Raw genomic sequence first — 19,824 nt, forward strand, 5'->3', positions numbered from 1 at the left:
ACGGCCGCCCGGGAACGGTTGGGGCGGCCGGCAACACATCGAGCGGTTCGGTGTGTCCGAACGGGACTGGCAGCCATCCGTCGCCGTCGCGATGGGGCCACGCGTGGCCTCGTATCGCGTCCGCTGAATCGGCCGGCGTCGGACGGGCTGCTGTTAGATTTCGGACCATTTGGACGGCGCGTGTTTGCCGGTCGTCGCAATGAGCCGTTTCTGTCGGCGGTTCGACTCGGGCGACACAACTATGGAAATCGAAATCGCGACAATCGGCGGCTACGAGGCAGTCGGCCGCCAGATGACCGCAGTGCGAGCCGGTGACGACGTTGTTATCTTCGACATGGGCCTGAACCTGTCGAAGGTTCTCATCCACGACAACGTCGAGACCGAACGGATGCACAGCCTCGACCTGATCGACATGGGCGCCATTCCGGACGACCGGGTCATGAGCGACCTCGAAGGCGACGTGAAGGCGATCGTGCCGACCCACGGTCACCTCGACCACATCGGTGCCATCTCGAAACTGGCACACCGCTATACGGCACCCATCGTCGCCACGCCGTTCACCATCGAGCTGGTCAAACAGCAGATCAAGGGCGAGGAGAAGTTCGGCGTCGAGAACGACCTCATCAAGATGGAAGCGGGCGAGACGATGTCCATCGGCGAGCGCAACGAACTCGAGTTCGTCAACGTCACTCACTCCATCATCGACGCCATCAACCCGGTGCTCCACACGCCGGAAGGCTCGATCGTCTACGGGCTGGACAAGCGCATGGACCACTCGCCGGTCATCGGCGACCCGATCGACATGAAGCGCTTCCGCGAGATCGGCCGCGAAGACAACGGCGTCCTCTGTTACATCGAGGACTGTACGAACGCCGGCCGGAAGGGTCGCACGCCCTCCGAGGCCGTCGCTCGCCGCCACCTCAAGGACGTCATGTACAGCATCCAGGACTACGACGGCGGCATCGTGGCGACCACCTTCTCGTCGCACATCGCCCGCGTGAAGTCGCTCGTCGAGTTCGCCGACGACATCGGTCGCCAGCCAGTCCTCCTGGGCCGCTCGATGGAGAAGTACTCCGGCACGGCAGAGCGGCTGGACTTCGTCGACTTCCCGGACGACCTCGGGATGTACGGCCACCGCAAGTCCGTCGACCGAACGTTCAAGCGCATCATGAAAGAGGGCAAGGAGAACTTCCTGCCGATCGTGACGGGCCACCAGGGCGAGCCGCGCGCGATGCTCACCCGGATGGGCCGCGGCGAGACGCCGTACGAACTGGACGACGGCGACAAGGTGCTGTTCTCGGCGCGAGTCATTCCGGAGCCGACGAACGAAGGCCAGCGCTACCAGTCCGAGAAGCTCCTGGGCATGCAGGGCGCCCGGATCTACGACGACATTCACGTGTCCGGCCACCTTCGCCAGGAGGGTCACTACGAGATGATCGACGCACTTCAACCCCAGAACATCATCCCGGCCCACCAGTCGCTGGAAGGCTTCGCGCCGTACGTCGACCTCGCGGAGAACATGGGGTACACCGTCGGGCGTGACCTGCACATCACGCGCAACGGGAACATGATCAAGCTGACCGAGTGATGAGCGAACCAGGTGCGGCACAGCAGGCGGTCGAGGCGGCGATCGTCGAGCGCCGCGAACGCGTCAACGAAGCGATCACCGACGAGTTGCCGATTATCCGCCCGGAGCGGTTGTACGAGGCGTCCCGCTACCTGCTCGACGCGGGCGGGAAGCGCCTCCGACCGACAATCCTGTTGTTGGCGGCTGAGGCGATCGAGGACGTCGAGCCGTACGCAGAGGACTACCGGGCGTTCCCGTCGCCGGCCGGCGACGTGGACGTGATGTCCGCAGCGGTGAGCATCGAGATCATCCAGTCGTTCACGCTCATCCACGACGACATCATGGACGACGACGACATGCGCCGTGGCGTGCCGTCCGTCCACAACGAGTACGACCTCGAAACGGCGATCCTGGCGGGCGACACGCTGTACTCGAAGGCGTTCGAGTCGATGCTCGAAACCGGCGCGCCGGCGGACCGATCGGTGCGCGCGCTCTCTGAGCTGGCGACGACCTGCACGAAGATCTGCGAGGGGCAGGCCTTCGACATCGACTTCGAGGCGCGGGACGCGGTCGAGCCCGACGAGTACCTCAACATGGTCGAGCTCAAGACCGCCGTCCTGTACGCGGCGGCCGCGAGCGTCCCCGCGATGTTGCTGGGTGACGACGAGGCGGTCGACGCGCTGTACGGCTACGGCCTGGACATCGGTCGCGCGTTCCAGATCCAGGACGACCTCCTGGACCTGACGACGCCGAGCGAAAAGTTGGGCAAGCAGCGCGGGAGCGACCTCATCGAGGGGAAGAAGACGCTGGTCACGCTCCACGCGCGGCAGAACGGCGTGGACGTGGACGGCCTGATCGACGCCGACAACGTCGAAGCGGTCGACGAGTCGGACATCGAGGAAGCGCTCGCGGAACTGCGAGACGCCGGCAGCATCGAGTACGCGCGCGAGACGGCCCACGACCTGATCGCCAGCGGGAAACAGAACCTGGAAGTGCTCCCGGACAACGAGTCTCGGGACCTCCTCGGTGGCATCGCGGACTATCTGGTCGAGCGCGACTACTGACTGTCCCCCGGCGATTTTTCACGCGACGCGACCGCGAGGATTCGACCTGTAGAGCGGCGTTCGTTCGGAGACGAAACCCGTGTGAGTCAGTTGCGCGAGTCGGTCCGGAACGGCGGAGTTTTGGGGAGCGACGCGAAAGCGACTGCCAATGGACGACGAGCTTCGCGACAGCGTCAGGGAGGAAGCAGAGAAAAACGCCCTGTTCAACGCGCTCAAACACGAGAGCGATCCGCAGGTCGGGGCGATCATGGGACCGCTGATGGGCGAGAACCCGGAGTTCCGCGAACACGGGGACCAGATCGCCGGCGTCATCGCTCCGGTCGTCGAGGGAATCGCCGACATGTCCACCGAGGAGCGACGCGACCGCCTCGAAGAGCTCGACCCCGAACTGGTCGCGAAACTCGAGGCCGAAGACGAGGAAGACGACCAGGTGCTGCCGGACCTGCCCAACGCCGACGAGTACGAGACGATTCGGATGCGTGCGGCTCCGAATCCGAACGGGCCGTGGCACCTCGGCCACGCTCGCATGCCCTCGGTCATCGGGACGTACAAGGACCTCTACGACGGGGAGTTCATCGTCCGCTTCGACGACACCGACCCCGAGACGAAGCGACCGGATCTGGACGCGTACGACCAGATTCTCGACGCCATCGACTTCCTCGGGTTCGAGCCCGACGACGTCATCAAAGCGAGCGATCGGGTCGAGATCTACTACGACCACGCCCGCGAGTTGATCGAAAAGGGCGGCGCCTACACCTGTTCGTGCCCGCAGGGCGAGTTCTCGGACATGAAGAACTCGGGCGAAGCGTGCCCGCACCGGGACAAGGACCCCGAGACGAGTCGCGAGGAGTTCGAGGCGATGGTCGACGGCGAGTACGAGAGCGGCGAGATGGTCCTCCGCGTGAAGACCGACATCGAGCACAAGAACCCCGCGCTGCGGGACTGGGTGGCGTTCCGCATGATCGACACGCCGCACCCGCGCGAGGAAGCCGCCGAGTATCGGTGCTGGCCGATGCTGGACTTCCAGAGCGGCGTCGACGACCACCTCACCGGCGTCACGCACATCATCCGCGGCATCGACCTGCAGGACTCGGCCAAGCGCCAGCAGTTCGTCTACGACTACTTCGACTGGGAGTACCCGGAGGTCATCCACTGGGGCCACGTCCAGGTCGACGCCTACGACGTGAAGCTCTCGACGTCGACGCTCACGGAGAAGATCGATGCCGGCGAGATCGACGGCTGGGACGACCCGCGCGCCCCGACCATCGCCAGTCTCCGGCGGCGCGGCATCCGCGGCCAGGCCATCGTCGACGCGATGGTCGAACTCGGGACGTCGACCTCGAACGTCGACCTCGCGATGTCGGCCATCTACTCGAACAACCGGGACCTGATCGACGAGGAGACCGACCGTCGGTTCTTCGTTCGCGACGGCGAGCGCTTCGCCATCGAGGGCGGCCCGGACGCCGCGACGCCGCAGTTCCATCCGAACCACGAGGATCGCGGCACGCGCGACATTCCCGTCAGCGACGCCGTCCTGCTCGAGGAGGGCGACGTTCCCGCCGACGGCGAGCGCGTGTGGCTGAAAGGCTACGGCCCGGTCCGACGCTCCGGTGACGCACTCGAACACACCGACGACGACATCGACGTGGTACGAGCGGGCGACGTCGAGGTCGTCCACTGGGTCCCGGCCGACGAGAGTCGCCCGGTCCTGCTCCGGACGATGGAGGGCGACGTCGCGGGACACGCCGAACCGGGCATTACGGACTACGACGCAGACGACATGGTCCAGTTCGTCCGCGTCGGGTTCGCTCGCATCGACGCGCACGAGGACGACCGAACCGTGACCTACTACGCACACCCGTAGACCGGTCGAAACGAACCACAGACTCATTTTCTCGTCCTGCGTGCTCCGTACATGAACCGACGGACGTTCCTGGCGCTCAGTGCGAGCGGAACCGTCGGGTTCGCTGGCTGTGGCCGATACCAGGGGCCGTTGAACGTCTGGCCGAACCCGAGCGTCGTCGACCACTTTCGCGGCGACCCCCACGTCGAAACCATCGAACGCACGTTCGTTCTCGACGATGAACCGGATCGGTATCGAGCGGTCATCCGGAACGGCGGACACGGCGCAGCGGTACAGGTGGGACTGTACTGGGTGCCCGACACCAGTGTTTCGCCCAGCGGGTTGACTCGGACCGAACTGGCGTCAGCGGGGTTCACGAGGGCCGCGGCGAAAACGGTCCAGATACCGGCAGGCGAGCAGCGGGACGTCACGCTCCGAGGCAGGCAACCGACGAGCGCAAACAGCTATTACGTTTGGGTTCGAAATACGACGTACGGCGCGACGATCGCAAACGACGGTGGCACGGGACCCGTCGAGGCGAGGTTGCTCGACGCGACCGATCCGAGCGGGGCGCGGACGCTGGCAACGGAGACGGTGACGATCCCGGCGGAAGAGAGCCGGGACGTGTCGTTCCAGACGGCGGAAGAATTCGAATCGTTCAGGGTCGACGTTTCGACGACGGAAGGGTGATTCGCCGGACCGAACGCGTTCGGTCCGGTCAAATATTTAAGTACCTTGCCACGGAGATTACGGATAGGTACCAATGGCCATAGATCCAGAGTTCGAACAGAACCGCGAAGCGGTCGAGGAACACGACGGTCACCAGGTGTGGGGGCCGGTCGAGGAGCCCGAAACGCTCGGCATCCACGGCACGCACGTCGCCGTGGACTTCGACATCTGTCTCGCGGACGGCGCGTGTCTCGAAGACTGCCCGGTCGACGTGTTCGAGTGGGTAGACACGCCAGGTCACCCCGAGAGCGAAATCAAGGCGGACCCTGCCAACGAGGAACAGTGCATCGACTGCATGCTCTGCGTGGACGTCTGTCCGGTCGACGCAATCGACGTCGATCCCGGACGCGCTGGCCGCATTTGAGCATGTCTCTCTGGGTGGGATGTCGGTTTTCACCACGCCGTAGCAGCGGCAACCTGCGTGCCTGACCCCAAAAGCTGTAACACGTGAAAGACAAGCATCACATGGGACGGACTATGGTAGAGAGAGACAGCCAACCACATAGATAACTATGGACACAGTAGTTCTCACGAAAGGCGTTCCCGACTTCAGGGAGGGACAGGTATCGTTCGACGAAGACGGTCACCTCGAACGGGGGAAGACACCGACGGTGATGAACCCCAACGACAAGCACGCGCTCCGGGCCGCGCTCCAGACGAAAGTCCGTCACGGGGGGACGGTCAACCTCATGAGCATGGGGCCGCCCGGGTACAAGGAAGTCCTCCAGGAGGGGATGCGGGACGTCTACGCGGACGACCTGTATCTACTCTCCGACAGGGAGATGGGAGCGGCGGACACCTGGGCGACGGCGATGACGCTCGCGACGGGCCTGCAGAACCTCGAACAGGAACCGGACGTCGTGTTCGCCGGGTTCAAGACGGCCGACGGGGAGACCGGCCACACCGGGCCACAGGCCGAGTGGTGTATGGACTGGCCGCTCGTGACTCACGTCATCGCTCTCGACATCGACGAGGAGGAGGGAGTGTTGCGCGCCAAGCGGCTCGTCGAAGGTGACGTCAAAGAGATCGAGACGGTCGAGGCACCGCTCCCGTGTTTCGTCGTCGCCGATCCCGACTTCGAGCCGACGTATCGCAAAGCCGAGCACCGACTCCGGTACAAGGACCTCCGCGAAGAGACCCAAGAACGCGCCGAGGAGTACGAGGATTACCTGACGGTCTGGGACCACGAGGACCTCAATCTCGACCCGGACTACATCGGACTGGACGGCTCGCCGACCATCGTGGCCGGCGTCGACCCGATTCCGAAAGCCCCCTCAGAGCGGGAGGCGACGATGATCGACCCCAGCGACGAGGACGGAATGGCGTCAGTGTTCGAGGAAATGCAACCCTATGCGAGTGGTGACTGACCATGCCAGCAATCGACCCAACCGACCACGAGATCGCAGACCTCGGGCCGAAGATCAAGGACGTCGACGACGTCGAGGAACTCGAGGAGATGCTCGCCCTCGAAGAAGAGGGCGAAGACCGGGCGCCGGTGAAGCAACTGATCGAGAGTCGCATCGAGAAACTCTCGGGCGAAGACGAGGCGGTAGACCCGAGCGAGGTCGATCTCTCGGAACAGACCGTCGCCGACATCGCCAATCTGGTGCGCGACGTCGACGACGCCGACGTCCTGCGCGACATGCTCGAACGCGAGGAAGCGGGCAAGGACCGCTCGTCGGCGAAAGAACAGATCGAGAGCCGAATCGAGTCCGTCGAGGGCAGCGAAGACGAGGGCGAGGGTGAGGAACTGGAGTACGTTCCGCCCGAGGAGAAGCATCCGGAACTCGACCACCCCACCGCGGACAAACAGTGGGTCCACGCCATCGAGGACGGCGTCTACGAGGACATGTGGGTGTACTGCGAGACCCAGCAGGGCGACCTCATCGACGTGTCCAAGGAGATGCTCGGGAAGGCCCGGGATCTGATGGACCAGTACAACGACGACTACGACGCCGACGAGAACGTCGTCGCCGTACTGATCGGCGACTCCGTCGAGGAGCTGGCCGAGGAGTGTATCGCCTACGGCGCAGACGTCGTGGTGTACCTCGAAGACGACCGCCTGGAGCGGTTCCGCCACAAGTCCTACACCGAGATCTTCTGCGACATGGCGCGCGGTGCGGGCCATCCGTACGGTCGCGACGACCGAGAAGCGGAAGACTGGCGCGACTACGACGAGCCGCGCTACACGGTCTTCCCCGCGACGAACAACGGGCGCGACCTCTCGGCGCTGGTGCAGGGCGAACTCGACTCGGGTCTGGCCAGCGACTGTTCGGACCTGTTCATCGAGGAGGCGATGATCTCGAACCCGGCCAAGACGGGGAAACCCGGCGACAAGAAGGAGTTCGAGCGCATCCTGCACATGAAGCGCCCGGACTTCTCCGGGTTCGAGTACTCGACGATCCTCTGTATCGACAAGCCGTTCCGCGAGTTCCATCCGCAGGGCGCGTCGGTGATCCCGGGGAGTTTCGATCTGCCCGACCCCGACGCCGAGCGCGAGGGCGAGATCGTCGAACACGAGATGCCGCTCGACGACGACTGGTTCCGCGTCGACGTGACCGACTACGACCAGCTCGACAGCGGCGTCGACCTGTCGGGGAACGACGTCATCGTCGCGCTCGGCCGCGGGATCGGCGACGACCCGACGAAAGGCATCGAACTGGGCCTCGATCTGGTCGACCAGTTCGAGGAGGCCGACCTCGGCCTCTCGCGCGGGGTCATCACGGCGTCGTATCAGTTCGCCGGCCACGTCGAGCAGTACGTCGCCATGGACCGCCAGATCGGCGAGTCCGGACAGGTCGTCGAACCCGACGTGTACATCGCAGCCGGCATCTCCGGTGCGGTCCAGCACAAGGTCGGGATGGACGAGTCCGACACGATCATCGCGATCAACACCGACTCGGACGCCGACATCGTGGACTTCTCGGATTACTTCATCGAGGGCGACCTGTTCGACGTGCTGCCAGAACTGATCGAATCGCTGGAGAAAGGGGAACTGGACGTGAAAGCAATCGCGGACGGGCGGGGTGAGTCAGATGACTGACGAGTACGAACACTACGAAGCGATCGTCGTCGGGGCCGGTCCCGGCGGCGCAGCAGCAGCGGCAGCGCTCGCGAACAACGGCGTCGAGACGCTCGTCTTAGAGCGCGGGGTGGAAGCCGGCTCGAAGAACGTCTCCGGCGGGCTCATCTACGCGGAGGAGTCCGCGCCGTACACCATCGACGGCCTGTTCCCGGACTTCCGTGAGGAGGCGACCGAACGGCCCGCCGACGAGTACTACCTCCACAACGTCGCCGGCGACAAGGTCAAGACCGTGGACATGACGGACCTCCACCACACGGACACCGAGTGGTGCGATTCGGTCCTGCGCCGCCGGATGGACGGCTGGCTCGAAGACCGCGTCCACGAGAAGACGCGCGAGACCGGCGGTGGCCTCCTGACGGGGGTTCGAGTCAACGGGCTCCTGCGGGAGGCCGGCGAAATCGTCGGCGTCACGTTAGACGAACTCGATCCGATCAAAGCCGACGTCATCATCGCGGCCGACGGCGTCAACTCCGAACTCGCCAGGGACGCCGGCCTGATGGACTGGGACGAACCCGAAGAGTGGTTCCAGGGCGTCAAGGCCATCGTCGACATGCCCGACGGCGCCATCGAAGACCGGTTCGGAATCAGCGAGGACGAGGGCGAGGCCCACCTGTTCTCGGGCGACCTGTTCGAGGGCGTTCGCGGCGGTGGGCTCCTGTACACGAACGAGGACACCCTCTCGATCGGGACGGTCTTCCACCTCGACTCGCTCGTCGCCGAGCAGGCCGAACCCCACGAACTGCTGGACGCGCTGCTGACCCATCCGCTGCTCGCGCAGTGGCTCGGCGACGACTACGACGAGGTCGAGTACGGCGCGAAACTCGTCCCCGACTCGAAGAAGGTCGCCCATCCCTCGCCCCACAAGGGCCGATTGCTGCTCGTCGGCGACGCCGCCGGGCAGATGCAGGCCCAGGGTCCCATCATCAAGGGGATGAACCACGCCGTGACGGCCGGCGCGCTCGCCGCGGAGGCGTTCTCGGAGGCGCAAGCACGGGGCGACGAATCCAACGCCGGAGCGCTGTACGAGCAGAAGCTCAACACCGAGGGCGTCATGGACAAGCTCCGACCGCCGCAGTACCAGCTCTCGAGCGCCATCGCGGAGAACGAGCGCGTCACGTCCCTGGGCGAACGCGTCGTGAAGTCGCCGCTCGGCAGCGTCGGCATGCAGGTCGCCGAGATGACCGGCGTCCTCGAGTGGGGCTTCAACTCCCCGTTCGTGATGTCGATCATGCCGGACACGAAGCTCCCGTACGTGACGATTCCGACGGTGCTCGGAGAGAAGCTCGGGGACCGGATCACCGACGAGAACACCATCGAGACGCCGGACCTCGCCGATCGGATCGGCGACCTGACCTACGACGTGGGCGATCCGCACATCGAACTCGTCGACAACTCCTTCGCCGCGAGCGGGGACGCCGTGACGGCGTGTCCGGTGAGCGCCAAGGACTTCGGTGGCGGCTGTTACCGCGACGAGAAGGTCAAGACCAACGGCAGCGAAGAACACCTCGTCAGCCTCGACACGCAGCCCTGCGTGGAGTGTGGCACCTGCGCCATCGTCGCCGACACCCACTGGGAGCATCCCTCCGGTGGCAAAGGCGTCGAGTACAAGCAGGGCTGACGCAACGCGGTCGACACCAGGAATCACATGAGCGAAACCCCCTCGGCGTACGCCGACCGCATCCGTTCGCTGGCCCAGCAGTACCGGTCGGACCGGGCCGACTTCGAGCCGCCGGCCGATCCCCCCGCCCAAGAGCGGGCCATGGAGTACCTGCGCGAGGGGCTGGGTCCCACAGTGATGGTGTACGTCGACGCCCGCGCCAACGACTGGGGCGTCGAGTTCGCGGAGTGGGAGTTCGAACGACTCCACGAGACGCTTAACGGGTACCTCGAACTGTACACCCGCTGTTACGGCGTCGAGCACGACGCCGACTACACGGTCCGGAACGCCGCCGAGTTGCTCATCGACACGCACAACATCAAGGACGTCGCCGCGATGCTGACGCACGTCCCGGGCCGACCGGCACCAGCCGACGACTGACCCGCAGACCGGTTTTTCTCCCACGAAGGAAGTCCCCTATCCGGGAGCGAGCCGCTTCCCCGCCTACTGGTCGGTCCGTCTTCGAATCGCATCAACAGTTAAGTATCGTCAGATGGTAACGAGTGTCATGGAGCTTACCGAGCAGCTCGAGTTCGGGCACCGGGGTCGCAAGGACATCTACGACTACGTCGAGAGACACGGCAAGGTAGACCCGGACGGGACCCGGGAGGCCCTGCACATGGAGCCCCGCGAGTTCGGGCATCACGTGGCGATCCTCCGGCGCGACGGCGTGCTGGAGGAAACCGACGCCGGTCAGCTCCAGATTGCCTACGACGAGGCGGCCGAAGAGGAGTACCAGGAAGACGAGATCGAATACACGATTCGACAGGCTCGTCAGGAAGACATCAGTGGCCTGGTCGGCGTGATGCGGTCGGTCGTCGGCGACGGTTCGTACGTCATCGCGGAGAACATCGCGGACATGATCGACCACGAAGAGGTCCTGCTCCGGCACAACGAACTGGAGTCGCGGATGTTCTTCGTCGCCTGCGTGGACAGCGAGGTCGTCGGGTGGGTCCACCTGAATCACCCGGAGATCGAGAAGCTACGGCACACGGCGGAACTGACCGTCGGCGTGCTGGACGAGTACCGCCAGCACGGCATCGGGAGCCATCTCCTCCAGCGCGGTCTGGAGTGGGCGAACGCTCACGGCTACGAGAAAATCTACAACAGCGTCCCCTCGACGAACGAGAGCGCCATCGAGTTCCTGAAAGCACACGACTGGCACGAGGAAGCGCGTCGCCAGGACCACTACAAGATGGGCGGCGACTACGTCGACGAAGTGATGATGGAGATCGACCTGGAGTAGTCAGGGCAACTCCTCGTCGGCTTCCTCGAGCGGATCGGCAACGACCCCGTCTTTTTGCGACCAGCCCCGCGCGTGCCCCAGGCACACCTCCCGGTTCTCGGCCCACGGAATGTGTAGCATCACGGCCGCGCGTTCCTCACACCCCTCCTCGGTACAACTGACCATGTCCTAACTTCAGCGTCGCCGGTAAGGTGTTTTTCCCTCAGACGAACACGGCCAGCAGGAAGCCGAGGAAAAACAGCGCGGTCAACAGGACCTGGGCCACGGTCGACGCGAGCATCCCGATGGTCGTGTAGATCGCGGTTCGACCGCTCGCCTGTGGGTCTCCGGTCCGACTGAACTCGGCGAGGAAGACGACGCCAGTGACGCCCAGGAGAATACCGACCGGGCCGGCGACGAAAAAGAGTAGGAGCCCGACCAGCCCCGCGGCTGTCGCCGTCCTCGTCGACGCGCCGCCGACCTTCGCCGAGACGGCGCCGCCGAACCAGTCGAGCACGACGACCAGGAGCGCGAGCGAGGTCAATACCACGAGCACGAGCAGTGACGGATCGGAATAGCCGGTGTGCCACCAGTACAGGAACAGTCCCGAGAGCGAGAGCAGTGCGCCGGGGAGCAGCGGCACCGCGCTGCCAACCACGCCGAGCAGCGCCACTCCGAGTGCGACCCAGGTCAGCAGGTCTTTCCCGAGCACCGAGGCGAGCGGAACGACCGCGTCCATCATCGGTAGCGATCCACCTCCTCGTGAGCCACAGCGGTCCCGAACTCGTCGACGAGCGGTTCGAGCGCGTCACCGAGGGCGCGCATACACTGAGCGGTCGAGTGGAATTCCAGCGCGTCGGCAACGTCGTCCCACTGACGACTCTGCAGCGTCTTCAACACCAGGAGCCGTTCCTGGCGCTCGGACAGCGTCGAGGAATCGGACGCGAAGTACGTCACGGCGAGCCGGCGGTACGCGTCGGGGGCCATGTCGAACAGGCCGGGACCGATCGCGGCGCTTGCGACGTGGCGCCACTCCCACTCGGCGAGGTCGGGGTCGTACTCCCTGTCGACTGCCGAGAGCGTCGCCCGGACGACGTCCGGATCTGCGTCGGAGAGGGGATCGGCGAGGACGCCGCCGATGCGAGCGAGGAACTGCTCCGTGTGCCGATCGCAGAGGGCGCGGCCCGCGTCGCTCGTCGGGTCGAGCATGAGTGCGGAGTACTCGCCGCTGGTGTCGTTGCGGGTCGTCGAGAGGTGGACCGGCGTGTAGCCGTTCGCCGCCCAGAACCGGACGAGCGACGGTGTCGCGCCGTAGCCGACGCCCAGCCAGTCCACGTCGTCGGCGAACTCCTCGCGAACCGCGCCGAGCAGGGCCGACCCGAGCCCGCGCGAGCGGACGGCGTGATGCGTGGCGATCCGGAGGACGCGCAGCCCCACGGGACTGCCAGCGGACTCGTCGCGGAGTTGCGTGGTGAGCACGTCCGGCAGCATGTTCCCGCGAATGCGACCGCCGTCGTACATCTCCGCGCGCGTCTCGGCAGACAGGTCGCCCTCTCGCGCCAGGAGCGCGACCGAGACGACGTGTCCGTCGAACAGGAGTGCCCGGACAGTGACGTTCGGGGCGTCGAGGAGTCGTGCGAGGTCGTCGGGTTCGGTCCGGTAGTGGGCCAGGACGAGCAACCCGAACACCTCCCCGAGCAGTTGCTCGTCTGCCAGGAGGTCGGCAGTGGTGAGGTCGGCGTACTCGACGGCGTCGGGAGTCGCGGATTCGACGACCTGTGCGACCGCCGGGCGGGCATCGAGCAGGAGTGCGCGGAACGCCCAGACTTCGACGGGGTCGCCGCCGGCGTATCTGATCGGCTCGTCGAGCGTGATCTCGGTCACCTCGTGGTCGCTCTCGTCGAGCCTGTCCCGGAACCGGACCGAGAATCCGCGACCCGCCCCTTCGTAGCCGTGGATGGTCGTCGTGAACGCGACGGCCGGCGCGGCGAGGAACGATTCGAGAACCCGGACGGGTAGCGCGGCCGCCTCGTCGACGACGACGACGTCGGGATCGTCCGGGAGAGTGACCGCGTCCGTCGCTCGCAGGAATCGGACTCGCCCATCGTCGGTTCTGAGGTCACGAGGGGCAGCCTCGTCTGGCACGTCGATCCCCTCGGCCTCGAATCGTTCGCGTGCACGGGCGAATACCTCTGCCGCGTTGCGGTACTGGGGCGCCGTCACGAGCACGTCGCGGCCGTCGAGTGCCAGCGCTGCCGCGGCCAGCCCTGCAGCGCTCGATTTGCCGCGGCCGCGGTCGGCCTCCACGACGAGCGCATGTCCGTCGTCGCGAAGTCGCTCGAACGCCTGCACGGCCGCGACCTGGTCGTCGGTCACGCACGCGTCGAACACGTCCTCTGGGAAATGAGTCGCTGCCGGCCGTGAGATCGCCCCACTGTCCGGTCGCCAGCGCGGGGCCGGGTTCGTCAGCCCGTCGCGGACGACCGTCCGCTCGTCGGCGTCGACGACCGCGATCCCAGGGTGGACGCGGAGCGTCTCGACGAGTCGCGAGCGGAAGTTGCCGGCCACGTCCTCGATCGTCGCCGGTGGGACCGCCAGCGTCTCGTCGAACTCGTCGCGGTGTCGCGGCCACTCGTCGAGCGGCGGCGCGAGCAAGACCAGGAGACCGCCGCCGTCGACGGCGCCGACGGCCCGGCCGAGCGCGTTCGGTCGGCAAGCGCCGTGGAGGTCGAGCACGATAGCCGCCTGCGTTCGACCCAGGAGGTCGCTGGACTGGCTCACTGAGAGGCGCTCACAGGGAAGAATCCGCTCCGGGCCGACGACGGTGGACTCGGCCACCGGGACGTCGGCAGCGTCGATCGCGTCGGCGACGGCTCCACGAGTGGTAGCCGGTGAACCGGTGAGCACCAGCAGCCGACGTTCGTTCGTCGCCTGCGCCTCGCTGCGGAGCGCAGCGACGACCTCCTCCAACATACTCGGCCAGTGGCCGTCCGGCCCTTTGGATGTGCCGGTCGCTCAGAGGCGGCATCTCCCCGCGTTTTTTGCCCGTGAGCCGCGTGCAGCCAGCTATGCCCACCCTCCACACGCCACTTTGTGCGGCGGTCGGTATCGACTATCCGATCGTCCAGGCACCGATCGGGAGCGTCTCCTGTCCCGAACTCGCCGCCGCCGTCTCCGACGCCGGCGGCCTCGGGATGCTCGCGGTCACCTGGCGAGATCTCGACGAGACGCGGACAGTCATCGAGGAAACCCAGGCAGCCACTGACGCCCCTTTCGGCGTCAATCTCGTGTTGGACCCGGAAGCACGTCAGCGGCCGACGGCGGACCACCTGGACGCGTGTCTCGACGCGGGCGTCGAAATCGTGTCGTTCGCGTTCGGCGACGGCTCGGCGTACGTCGACCGGGTCCACGACGCCGGCAGGCTCGTGATGCAGACCGTCGGGTCCGTCGCCGAAGCCGAGACGGCGATCGACGCAGGCGTCGACGTACTGGTCGCCCAGGGGTGGGAAGCCGGCGGGCACGTCCAGAGCGACGTCGCGACGATGCCGCTGGTCCCGCAGATCGCAGACGCAGCGGCCGAGGACGACGTTCCGGTCGTCGCAGCGGGCGGTATCGCCGACGGACGCGGCGTAGCCGCAGCGCTCGCACTCGGCGCGGACGGCGCCTGGCTGGGCACGCGCTTCGTCGCCGCCGAGGAAGCGGCCGCCCACCAGGAGTACAAGCGCAGCGTCGGCCAGGCCCCGTCCGAAGCCACCGTTCACTCACAGCTGTTCGACAAGGGGTGGCCCGGGACCGACCACAGGACGCTACGCAACAGTACGGTCGAGGACTGGATCGCGGCCGGGAAACCACCGGCAGGGGATCGGCCCGGCGAGGACGAGACGGTCGCGAGCGACGCGGCTGGCAATCCCGTCGAGCGCTACGGCGACGATCCGCCGCTTCCGGACATGGAGGGGAACGTCGAGGCGCTCCCGATGTACGCGGGTCAGAGCGCGGGACTGGCGACTGACGTGCTCCCCGCTGATGAGATCGTGTCGACGCTCGTCGACGAAGCCCGTGAGGCAGCCCACACGCTGGGCGAGCGAACGAGTGGATAGGCGGAGACAGTGGGGACCACTCGCGACCCGATGGTCCCCAGGCATGTGCGGAGTTCTGACACGCCCTTTTCGGCATCGAAAGCGCTTTTAGCAGGGCATGGTTCAATGACGGATACAGCCTGCGCGGGGTTGATGATGCTCCTAGCCTCTTAGGACTACATCGGGCCGGCTGTAACTCAGCACCGGATGCAGCCGACTCCTGTCGGCGGCAACCGAGACCGGGTTACAGCCGGCCCTCCAGGCGGGGGAGCGCGAGCCCACGCGCGGGAGGTGAACAACCAATGCCAGTATACGTTGATTTCGATGTCCCAGCGGATCTCGCTGAGGACGCCCTCGAGACACTCGAGGTAGCACGAGACACGGGTAGTGTAAAGAAAGGAACGAACGAGACGACCAAAGCAGTCGAACGCGGGAACGCAGATCTCGTTTTCGTCGCGGAGGACGTTCAGCCGGAGGAGATCGTGATGCACCTCCCCGAGCTGGCCGACGAGAAAGAGGTTCCGTACCTCTTCGTCGAGTCCCAGACTGACGTCGGTCACGCCGCCGGTCTTGAAGTCGGCAGCGCCGCTGCAGCCATCGTCGATGCGGGCGAGGCGAGCGGCGACGTCGACGACATCGCCGAGAAACTCGAGGACCTCCAGTAGGTGGTTTAGATGAGTGCAGAGGAATCTGAAGGCGACGGCGGTTCGACGCCCGCGGAGGTCATCGAAGTCGTCGGCACGACCGGGATGCATGGCGAGGCCATGCAGGTCAAGTGTCGAATCCGCGAAGGCGAGAATCAGGGGCGTATCATCACGCGGAACGTCCTCGGGCCAGTCCGCGAGGGCGACGTGCTGCAGCTCCGCGAGACTGCCCGTGAGGCAGACCAGATCGGAGGACAATAATGCCACGAACGCGCGAGTGTGACTACTGCGGGGACGACATCGAGCCCGGAACGGGCACGCTGCTCGTCCTCAACGACGGATCGACCGTCGATTACTGCTCCTCGAAGTGCGAGAAGAACGCGGACCTCGGTCGCGAACCGCGCGACGTCGAGTGGACCGAGTCCGGCCAGGCCGCCGGTGGCCAGACCGTCGAGAGCGAGGAGCCAGCCGAATCGGAACCGGAAGAGACCGAGGAAGCGGACGAATCCGAAGCCGCACCCGACCTCGAAGAGGCCGAGGAGGCCACCGAGGACGAAGCGGACGCTGCGGAGGCCGACGACGAGGCCGAGGAAGCGGACGCCGACGAGGGTGACGCCGAGGACGAGGACGAAGAGGAGGCTGAGGCGTGAGCAACGACGAGCGGACGTTCGTCATGGCTAAGCCCGACGCCGTTCAGCGCGGCCTCGTCGGGACGATCATCAGCCGCCTGGAAGAACGCGGTCTGAAGCTGGCCGGCGCGAAGTTCATGCAGATCGACGAGGAACTCGCCAACCAGCACTACGCGGAACATCAGGACAAGCCGTTCTTCGACGAACTCGTCGCGTTCATCACGTCCGGACCCGTCATGGCGATGGTCTGGGAAGGTGCCGACGCGACGCGGCAGGTCCGCCAGATGATGGGCGCGACCGACCCCAAAGAGGCCCAGCCGGGCACCATCCGCGGTGACTTCGGTCTGGACCTCGGCCAGAACATCATCCACGGCTCCGACCACGAGGACCCCGGTGCCAACGAGCGCGAGATCGACCTGTTCTTCGACGAAGAGGAACTCGTCGACTACGAGCGCTCCGACGAACCCTGGGTCTACGAGGACGCGTAAGCCGCCGACGCGCGACCGCTGTTCGTGTCGCGCGCGGCGTCGTCCGAACGCGGACCCGTACTCACGAACCTGCGATTTTCATTTTTTCGTCGTCCAGCACCACGACTGCAGCCTCGGCTGGGTCCGACATCGCCGCGTGCTCCCCGTCGTCCTTCCCGAGCGACGGGTCGGAAGGTATATGCAAATCGAATGGGGAGCAGAGGTATGACCTGGCGGCCAGGGCGTCGGTTCCGCGACGACGACCGCGGAAAGATCGTGTTGCAAGTGCCGCTCGGCGCGGAGACGCTGTTCTCGTCGCTCGTCGCTGCGGTGGTGGGCCTCCCACTCGTCGCCGCGCTCGCCGGCTCGATCTCCCGGCGCGAGCACGCGTTCAAGTACGTCTACACCGGAGCGGCAGCGCTCGTGGCGGTGTTCACGCTCACCGGGACGATGCAGTTCGCCCCTCACTGGACGATCGCTGGAATCCTCGCGGTCCTCACCGCGATCGCGGGGCACGTCTGGCAGTTCCGCCACGACAGACTCGGGTTCGTCATCGTCGGCCTGATTTACCTCACGCCCGTGTTGCTGGCGTACGTCCTCCTCTTCCAGGTCGTCGGGGCCGTCCTGTAATCGCCTCCGAGTTTTATACGACGCGCCCACCAAGGAGAGGGTATGCCCGGCATCACCTACGAGGACTTTCTCGACCTGGCGTACGACCCCGCCGCCGACGAACTCGTCTGTGAGTTCGCCATCGAGCCGGCAACGGACATGGACATGGAAGCGGCCGCCAGCCGCGTCGCCTCCGAGAGTTCGAACGGCACCTGGGCGGAGCTCCAGGTCGAAGGCTCGATCACCGACCTGTCGGCGACGGCCTGTGCTATCGACGAGGAGCGCGGCCGGATCACCGTCGCGTACCCGGACGAACTGTTCGAACACGGCAACATGGCGCAGGTGCTCTCCTGCATCGCGGGGAACATCATGGGGATGAAAGCGGTCGAGCGGATTCGCCTGCTCGACTGCGACTGGCCCGAGCCGCTGGCCACGTCGTTCCCCGGTCCCCAGTTCGGAACGAACGTCCGCCAGGACATCTTCGATGCCGGCGACCGGCCGATCACGGCGACGGTCCCCAAGCCGAAGGTCGGCCTCTCGACCGAGCAGCACGTCACCGTCGGCGAGGAGGCCTGGACCGGCGGCCTCGACCTGCTCAAAGACGACGAGAACCTCACCGACCAGGAGTTCAATCCCTTCGCCGACCGCCTCACGGAGAGTCTGGCCGCCCGCGACCGCGCCGAGGAGGAGACGGGTGAGACCAAATCCTACCTCGTGAACGTGACGGCCGACACCCGACGGATGCTCGAACGGGTCGACATGGCCGCGGAACACGGCTGCGAGTACGTGATGGTCGACGTCATCACGACCGGCTGGGCGGCCGTCCAGCGCGTCCGCGAGCGCTGTGAGAAGCACGGGCTCGCGATCCACGCCCACCGCGCCATGCACGCGGCCTTCGACCGTATCCCCACCCACGGCGTGTCCATGCGCGTCCTGGCACAGATCGGTCGGCTCTGTGGCGTCGATCAACTCCACACCGGCACCGCAGACCTTGGAAAGCTCGAAAACGAAGACACCGTAGGCATCAACGAGTGGCTCTACAGCGATCTCTACGGGATGAACGACGTGCTCCCGATGGCCTCCGGTGGGTTGCACCCCGGCCTGGTCCCGGAACTCGTCGACCGCGTCGGGACCAACATCGGCGTCCAGGCCGGTGGCGGCGTTCACGGGCACCCCGACGGAACGCACGCCGGCGCGAAAGCGCTCCGGGCAGCCGTCGACGCGGCCACTGCCGGTCAGGACATCCACGAGAAGGCCAAGGCGGTGCCCGAACTGGCGACCGCGCTCGAGAAGTGGGGCACGGAGACGCCGCGATAACCCGGTCCAGCGCTATCGGTCTGCAAGCGTCGACTCGACGCGCTCCCAGGAGAGATCGGTGCGCGCCCCGCACTCACTGGCAGCAAGTGCGCCACAGGCGTTCGCGACAGCCAGCGCGCGCTCGTAATCAGGGCGTGTCGGCGTCTCGTCGTCCAGCATCGACGCGATGAAGCCGCCGGCGAAGGCGTCACCGGCACCAGTCGTGTCGACGGCGTCGACCGGGAAGCCGTCGTGATTGGCGTACTCGCCGTCGGGCGTCAGCACTTCCGCGCCGTCGCCGCCGTGTTTGATCGCGATCACCCTGGCGAGGTCTTCGATCGGTCCGAAGTGCTCCTCGATAGCCGTCGTCGCTTCGCGTTTGTTCAGGAAGACGAGATCGGCGAGCGACAGGGTCTCGGCGTAATTGCGAGCGTGGATTCGTCGGCCGGGATCGAAGCTGACGGAGAGGCCGGCCTCGCTGGCGCGTGCTGCGAGCGACGCTGCGGTCTCGGGGTCCTGACTCGTGAGGTGGAGGTGGTCAGCGGCGGCGAGCGCGTCGTCGGAGAGGTCGGTCGCGTCGAAGGACTCGTTCGCGCCGTCGTTGCCGAGCACCATGAGTTCGCCGTCAGTGTCGACGACGAGGTACTTGACGGCCGTCTCGCCCTCGACGGTCACCAGCGGCGCGCAGTCGACGCCGGCCTCGGAGAGCGCTCGTCTCGCGAGATGACCGTTCTCGTCGGTCCCGACGCTCCCGAGCAGCGCCGTCGGGACGTCCAGCGCGGCCAGCGCGCAGGCGACGTTCGAGGCGCTCCCGCCGCCCGACTGCTGTTGCTCCGTGATGGACGCTTCGCCGTCGGCGGCCGGGAGGTGGTCCACGCGGAGGGTCACGTCCCAGTTGACGTGGCCGGCACAGATGACACGAGCCACAACTGG

At 66.1% G+C, this 19,824-nt stretch carries 21 protein-coding genes; 17 read left to right on the plus strand and 4 right to left on the minus strand.

Annotated elements, in window-relative coordinates; all coding sequences use genetic code 11:
- Positions 1-241: 241 nt before the first annotated feature.
- The 10 genes from ACFR9U_RS17520 (at position 242) to ACFR9U_RS17565 (ending at position 11,191) form a co-directional block, all read left to right on the plus strand.
- Entirely contained in the window at positions 242-1,588 is a 1,347-nt protein-coding gene (locus ACFR9U_RS17520; RefSeq protein ID WP_247378435.1) for a ribonuclease J, read from the plus strand.
- Positions 1,588-2,631: a geranylfarnesyl diphosphate synthase gene (idsA3, locus tag ACFR9U_RS17525; protein WP_247378436.1), complete on the plus strand. Its 1,044-nt coding sequence runs from the start codon at positions 1,588-1,590 to the stop codon at positions 2,629-2,631. Before ACFR9U_RS17520 ends, idsA3 begins: the two co-directional genes overlap by 1 nt.
- 148 nt (positions 2,632-2,779) lie before the next feature.
- A complete protein-coding gene (locus tag ACFR9U_RS17530; RefSeq protein ID WP_247378437.1) occupies positions 2,780-4,495 on the plus strand; it encodes a glutamate--tRNA ligase in 1,716 nt (571 codons plus the stop codon).
- 51 nt (positions 4,496-4,546) lie between these two features.
- Complete coding sequence (locus ACFR9U_RS17535; RefSeq protein WP_247378438.1) at positions 4,547-5,164, plus strand: hypothetical protein; 618 nt, start codon at positions 4,547-4,549, stop codon at positions 5,162-5,164.
- A 73-nt stretch (positions 5,165-5,237) separates the two neighbouring features.
- Positions 5,238-5,567 carry a 4Fe-4S dicluster domain-containing protein gene (locus tag ACFR9U_RS17540; protein ID WP_247378439.1) on the plus strand — a complete coding sequence of 110 codons (330 nt, stop codon included), beginning with the start codon at positions 5,238-5,240 and terminating at the stop codon, positions 5,565-5,567.
- Positions 5,568-5,715: 148 nt separating this feature from the next.
- A complete protein-coding gene (locus tag ACFR9U_RS17545; protein ID WP_247378440.1) occupies positions 5,716-6,570 on the plus strand; it encodes an electron transfer flavoprotein subunit beta/FixA family protein in 855 nt (284 codons plus the stop codon).
- Between the two features lie 2 nt (positions 6,571-6,572).
- A complete protein-coding gene (locus tag ACFR9U_RS17550) occupies positions 6,573-8,246 on the plus strand; it encodes an electron transfer flavoprotein subunit alpha/FixB family protein (protein ID WP_247378441.1) in 1,674 nt (557 codons plus the stop codon).
- Entirely contained in the window at positions 8,239-9,906 is a 1,668-nt protein-coding gene (locus tag ACFR9U_RS17555; protein WP_247378442.1) for an FAD-dependent monooxygenase, read from the plus strand. Before ACFR9U_RS17550 ends, ACFR9U_RS17555 begins: the two co-directional genes overlap by 8 nt.
- Before the next feature lie 27 nt (positions 9,907-9,933).
- Positions 9,934-10,326 (plus strand): hypothetical protein, encoded by a 393-nt coding sequence (locus ACFR9U_RS17560; protein ID WP_247378443.1) that lies wholly within the window; start codon positions 9,934-9,936, stop codon positions 10,324-10,326.
- Between the two features lie 127 nt (positions 10,327-10,453).
- The gene (locus ACFR9U_RS17565) at positions 10,454-11,191 is read left to right on the plus strand and encodes a GNAT family N-acetyltransferase (protein ID WP_247378444.1); all 738 of its coding nucleotides are present in this window, start codon (positions 10,454-10,456) and stop codon (positions 11,189-11,191) included.
- Here the strand turns inward: ACFR9U_RS17565 and ACFR9U_RS17570 are convergent, their stop codons facing one another.
- The 3 genes from ACFR9U_RS17570 to tmcA are packed head-to-tail and all read right to left on the minus strand — an operon-like array spanning position 11,192 to position 14,143.
- The gene (locus ACFR9U_RS17570) at positions 11,192-11,356 is read right to left on the minus strand and encodes a hypothetical protein (RefSeq protein ID WP_247378445.1); all 165 of its coding nucleotides are present in this window, start codon (positions 11,354-11,356) and stop codon (positions 11,192-11,194) included.
- Positions 11,357-11,393: 37 nt separating this feature from the next.
- Positions 11,394-11,912 (minus strand): DUF456 domain-containing protein, encoded by a 519-nt coding sequence (locus ACFR9U_RS17575; protein WP_247378446.1) that lies wholly within the window; start codon positions 11,910-11,912, stop codon positions 11,394-11,396.
- A complete protein-coding gene (gene tmcA / locus ACFR9U_RS17580) occupies positions 11,909-14,143 on the minus strand; it encodes a tRNA(Met) cytidine acetyltransferase TmcA (protein ID WP_247378447.1) in 2,235 nt (744 codons plus the stop codon). The genes ACFR9U_RS17575 and tmcA overlap by 4 nt, the downstream gene beginning before the upstream one ends.
- 29 nt (positions 14,144-14,172) lie before the next feature.
- On the opposite strand from tmcA, the gene ACFR9U_RS17585 reads away from it, so the two are divergent.
- The 7 genes from ACFR9U_RS17585 to rbcL all read left to right on the plus strand — a co-directional run bounded on the left by ACFR9U_RS17585 (position 14,173) and on the right by rbcL (position 18,912).
- Positions 14,173-15,267 carry an NAD(P)H-dependent flavin oxidoreductase gene (locus tag ACFR9U_RS17585; RefSeq protein WP_282594302.1) on the plus strand — a complete coding sequence of 365 codons (1,095 nt, stop codon included), beginning with the start codon at positions 14,173-14,175 and terminating at the stop codon, positions 15,265-15,267.
- Between the two features lie 281 nt (positions 15,268-15,548).
- Complete coding sequence (gene rpl7ae / locus ACFR9U_RS17590) at positions 15,549-15,911, plus strand: 50S ribosomal protein L7Ae (RefSeq protein WP_247378449.1); 363 nt, start codon at positions 15,549-15,551, stop codon at positions 15,909-15,911.
- Between the two features lie 9 nt (positions 15,912-15,920).
- Positions 15,921-16,151, plus strand: coding sequence for a 30S ribosomal protein S28e (locus ACFR9U_RS17595; protein ID WP_247378450.1), 231 nt, complete (start codon positions 15,921-15,923; stop codon positions 16,149-16,151).
- Positions 16,151-16,540, plus strand: a complete 390-nt coding sequence (locus tag ACFR9U_RS17600) for a 50S ribosomal protein L24e (protein WP_247378451.1) — start codon at positions 16,151-16,153, stop codon at positions 16,538-16,540. The genes ACFR9U_RS17595 and ACFR9U_RS17600 overlap by 1 nt, the downstream gene beginning before the upstream one ends.
- Positions 16,537-17,007: a nucleoside-diphosphate kinase gene (gene ndk, locus ACFR9U_RS17605; protein WP_247378452.1), complete on the plus strand. Its 471-nt coding sequence runs from the start codon at positions 16,537-16,539 to the stop codon at positions 17,005-17,007. The genes ACFR9U_RS17600 and ndk overlap by 4 nt, the downstream gene beginning before the upstream one ends.
- A 204-nt stretch (positions 17,008-17,211) precedes the next feature.
- A complete protein-coding gene (locus ACFR9U_RS17610; protein ID WP_247378453.1) occupies positions 17,212-17,616 on the plus strand; it encodes a hypothetical protein in 405 nt (134 codons plus the stop codon).
- A gap of 42 nt (positions 17,617-17,658) precedes the next feature.
- Entirely contained in the window at positions 17,659-18,912 is a 1,254-nt protein-coding gene (gene rbcL / locus ACFR9U_RS17615; protein WP_247378454.1) for a type III ribulose-bisphosphate carboxylase, read from the plus strand.
- 12 nt (positions 18,913-18,924) lie between these two features.
- On the opposite strand, the gene ACFR9U_RS17620 is transcribed toward rbcL, so the two are convergent.
- Positions 18,925-19,818 (minus strand): ATP-dependent ribose-1-phosphate kinase, encoded by an 894-nt coding sequence (locus tag ACFR9U_RS17620; RefSeq protein ID WP_247378455.1) that lies wholly within the window; start codon positions 19,816-19,818, stop codon positions 18,925-18,927.
- Positions 19,819-19,824 lie beyond the last annotated feature (6 nt).

This window comes from Halorientalis brevis (assembly GCF_042678165.1).
GTDB lineage: Archaea > Halobacteriota > Halobacteria > Halobacteriales > Haloarculaceae > Halorientalis > Halorientalis brevis.

Coding starts and splice junctions, on each gene's coding strand:
- ACFR9U_RS17555 (WP_247378442.1), top strand. CDS start 8,239: ATGACTGACGAGTACGAACACTACGAAGCGATCGTCGTCGGGGCCGGT.
- ACFR9U_RS17540 (WP_247378439.1), top strand. CDS start 5,238: ATGGCCATAGATCCAGAGTTCGAACAGAACCGCGAAGCGGTCGAGGAA.
- ACFR9U_RS17610 (WP_247378453.1), top strand. CDS start 17,212: ATGACCTGGCGGCCAGGGCGTCGGTTCCGCGACGACGACCGCGGAAAG.
- ACFR9U_RS17545 (WP_247378440.1), top strand. CDS start 5,716: ATGGACACAGTAGTTCTCACGAAAGGCGTTCCCGACTTCAGGGAGGGA.
- ACFR9U_RS17535 (WP_247378438.1), top strand. CDS start 4,547: ATGAACCGACGGACGTTCCTGGCGCTCAGTGCGAGCGGAACCGTCGGG.
- ACFR9U_RS17550 (WP_247378441.1), top strand. CDS start 6,573: ATGCCAGCAATCGACCCAACCGACCACGAGATCGCAGACCTCGGGCCG.
- ACFR9U_RS17560 (WP_247378443.1), top strand. CDS start 9,934: ATGAGCGAAACCCCCTCGGCGTACGCCGACCGCATCCGTTCGCTGGCC.
- ACFR9U_RS17530 (WP_247378437.1), top strand. CDS start 2,780: ATGGACGACGAGCTTCGCGACAGCGTCAGGGAGGAAGCAGAGAAAAAC.
- ACFR9U_RS17575 (WP_247378446.1), bottom strand. CDS start 11,912: ATGATGGACGCGGTCGTTCCGCTCGCCTCGGTGCTCGGGAAAGACCTG.
- ACFR9U_RS17565 (WP_247378444.1), top strand. CDS start 10,454: ATGGAGCTTACCGAGCAGCTCGAGTTCGGGCACCGGGGTCGCAAGGAC.
- ACFR9U_RS17595 (WP_247378450.1), top strand. CDS start 15,921: ATGAGTGCAGAGGAATCTGAAGGCGACGGCGGTTCGACGCCCGCGGAG.
- ACFR9U_RS17520 (WP_247378435.1), top strand. CDS start 242: ATGGAAATCGAAATCGCGACAATCGGCGGCTACGAGGCAGTCGGCCGC.
- ACFR9U_RS17585 (WP_282594302.1), top strand. CDS start 14,173: ATGTGCCGGTCGCTCAGAGGCGGCATCTCCCCGCGTTTTTTGCCCGTG.
- idsA3 (WP_247378436.1), top strand. CDS start 1,588: ATGAGCGAACCAGGTGCGGCACAGCAGGCGGTCGAGGCGGCGATCGTC.
- rpl7ae (WP_247378449.1), top strand. CDS start 15,549: ATGCCAGTATACGTTGATTTCGATGTCCCAGCGGATCTCGCTGAGGAC.
- ACFR9U_RS17600 (WP_247378451.1), top strand. CDS start 16,151: ATGCCACGAACGCGCGAGTGTGACTACTGCGGGGACGACATCGAGCCC.
- rbcL (WP_247378454.1), top strand. CDS start 17,659: ATGCCCGGCATCACCTACGAGGACTTTCTCGACCTGGCGTACGACCCC.
- tmcA (WP_247378447.1), bottom strand. CDS start 14,143: ATGTTGGAGGAGGTCGTCGCTGCGCTCCGCAGCGAGGCGCAGGCGACG.
- ACFR9U_RS17570 (WP_247378445.1), bottom strand. CDS start 11,356: ATGGTCAGTTGTACCGAGGAGGGGTGTGAGGAACGCGCGGCCGTGATG.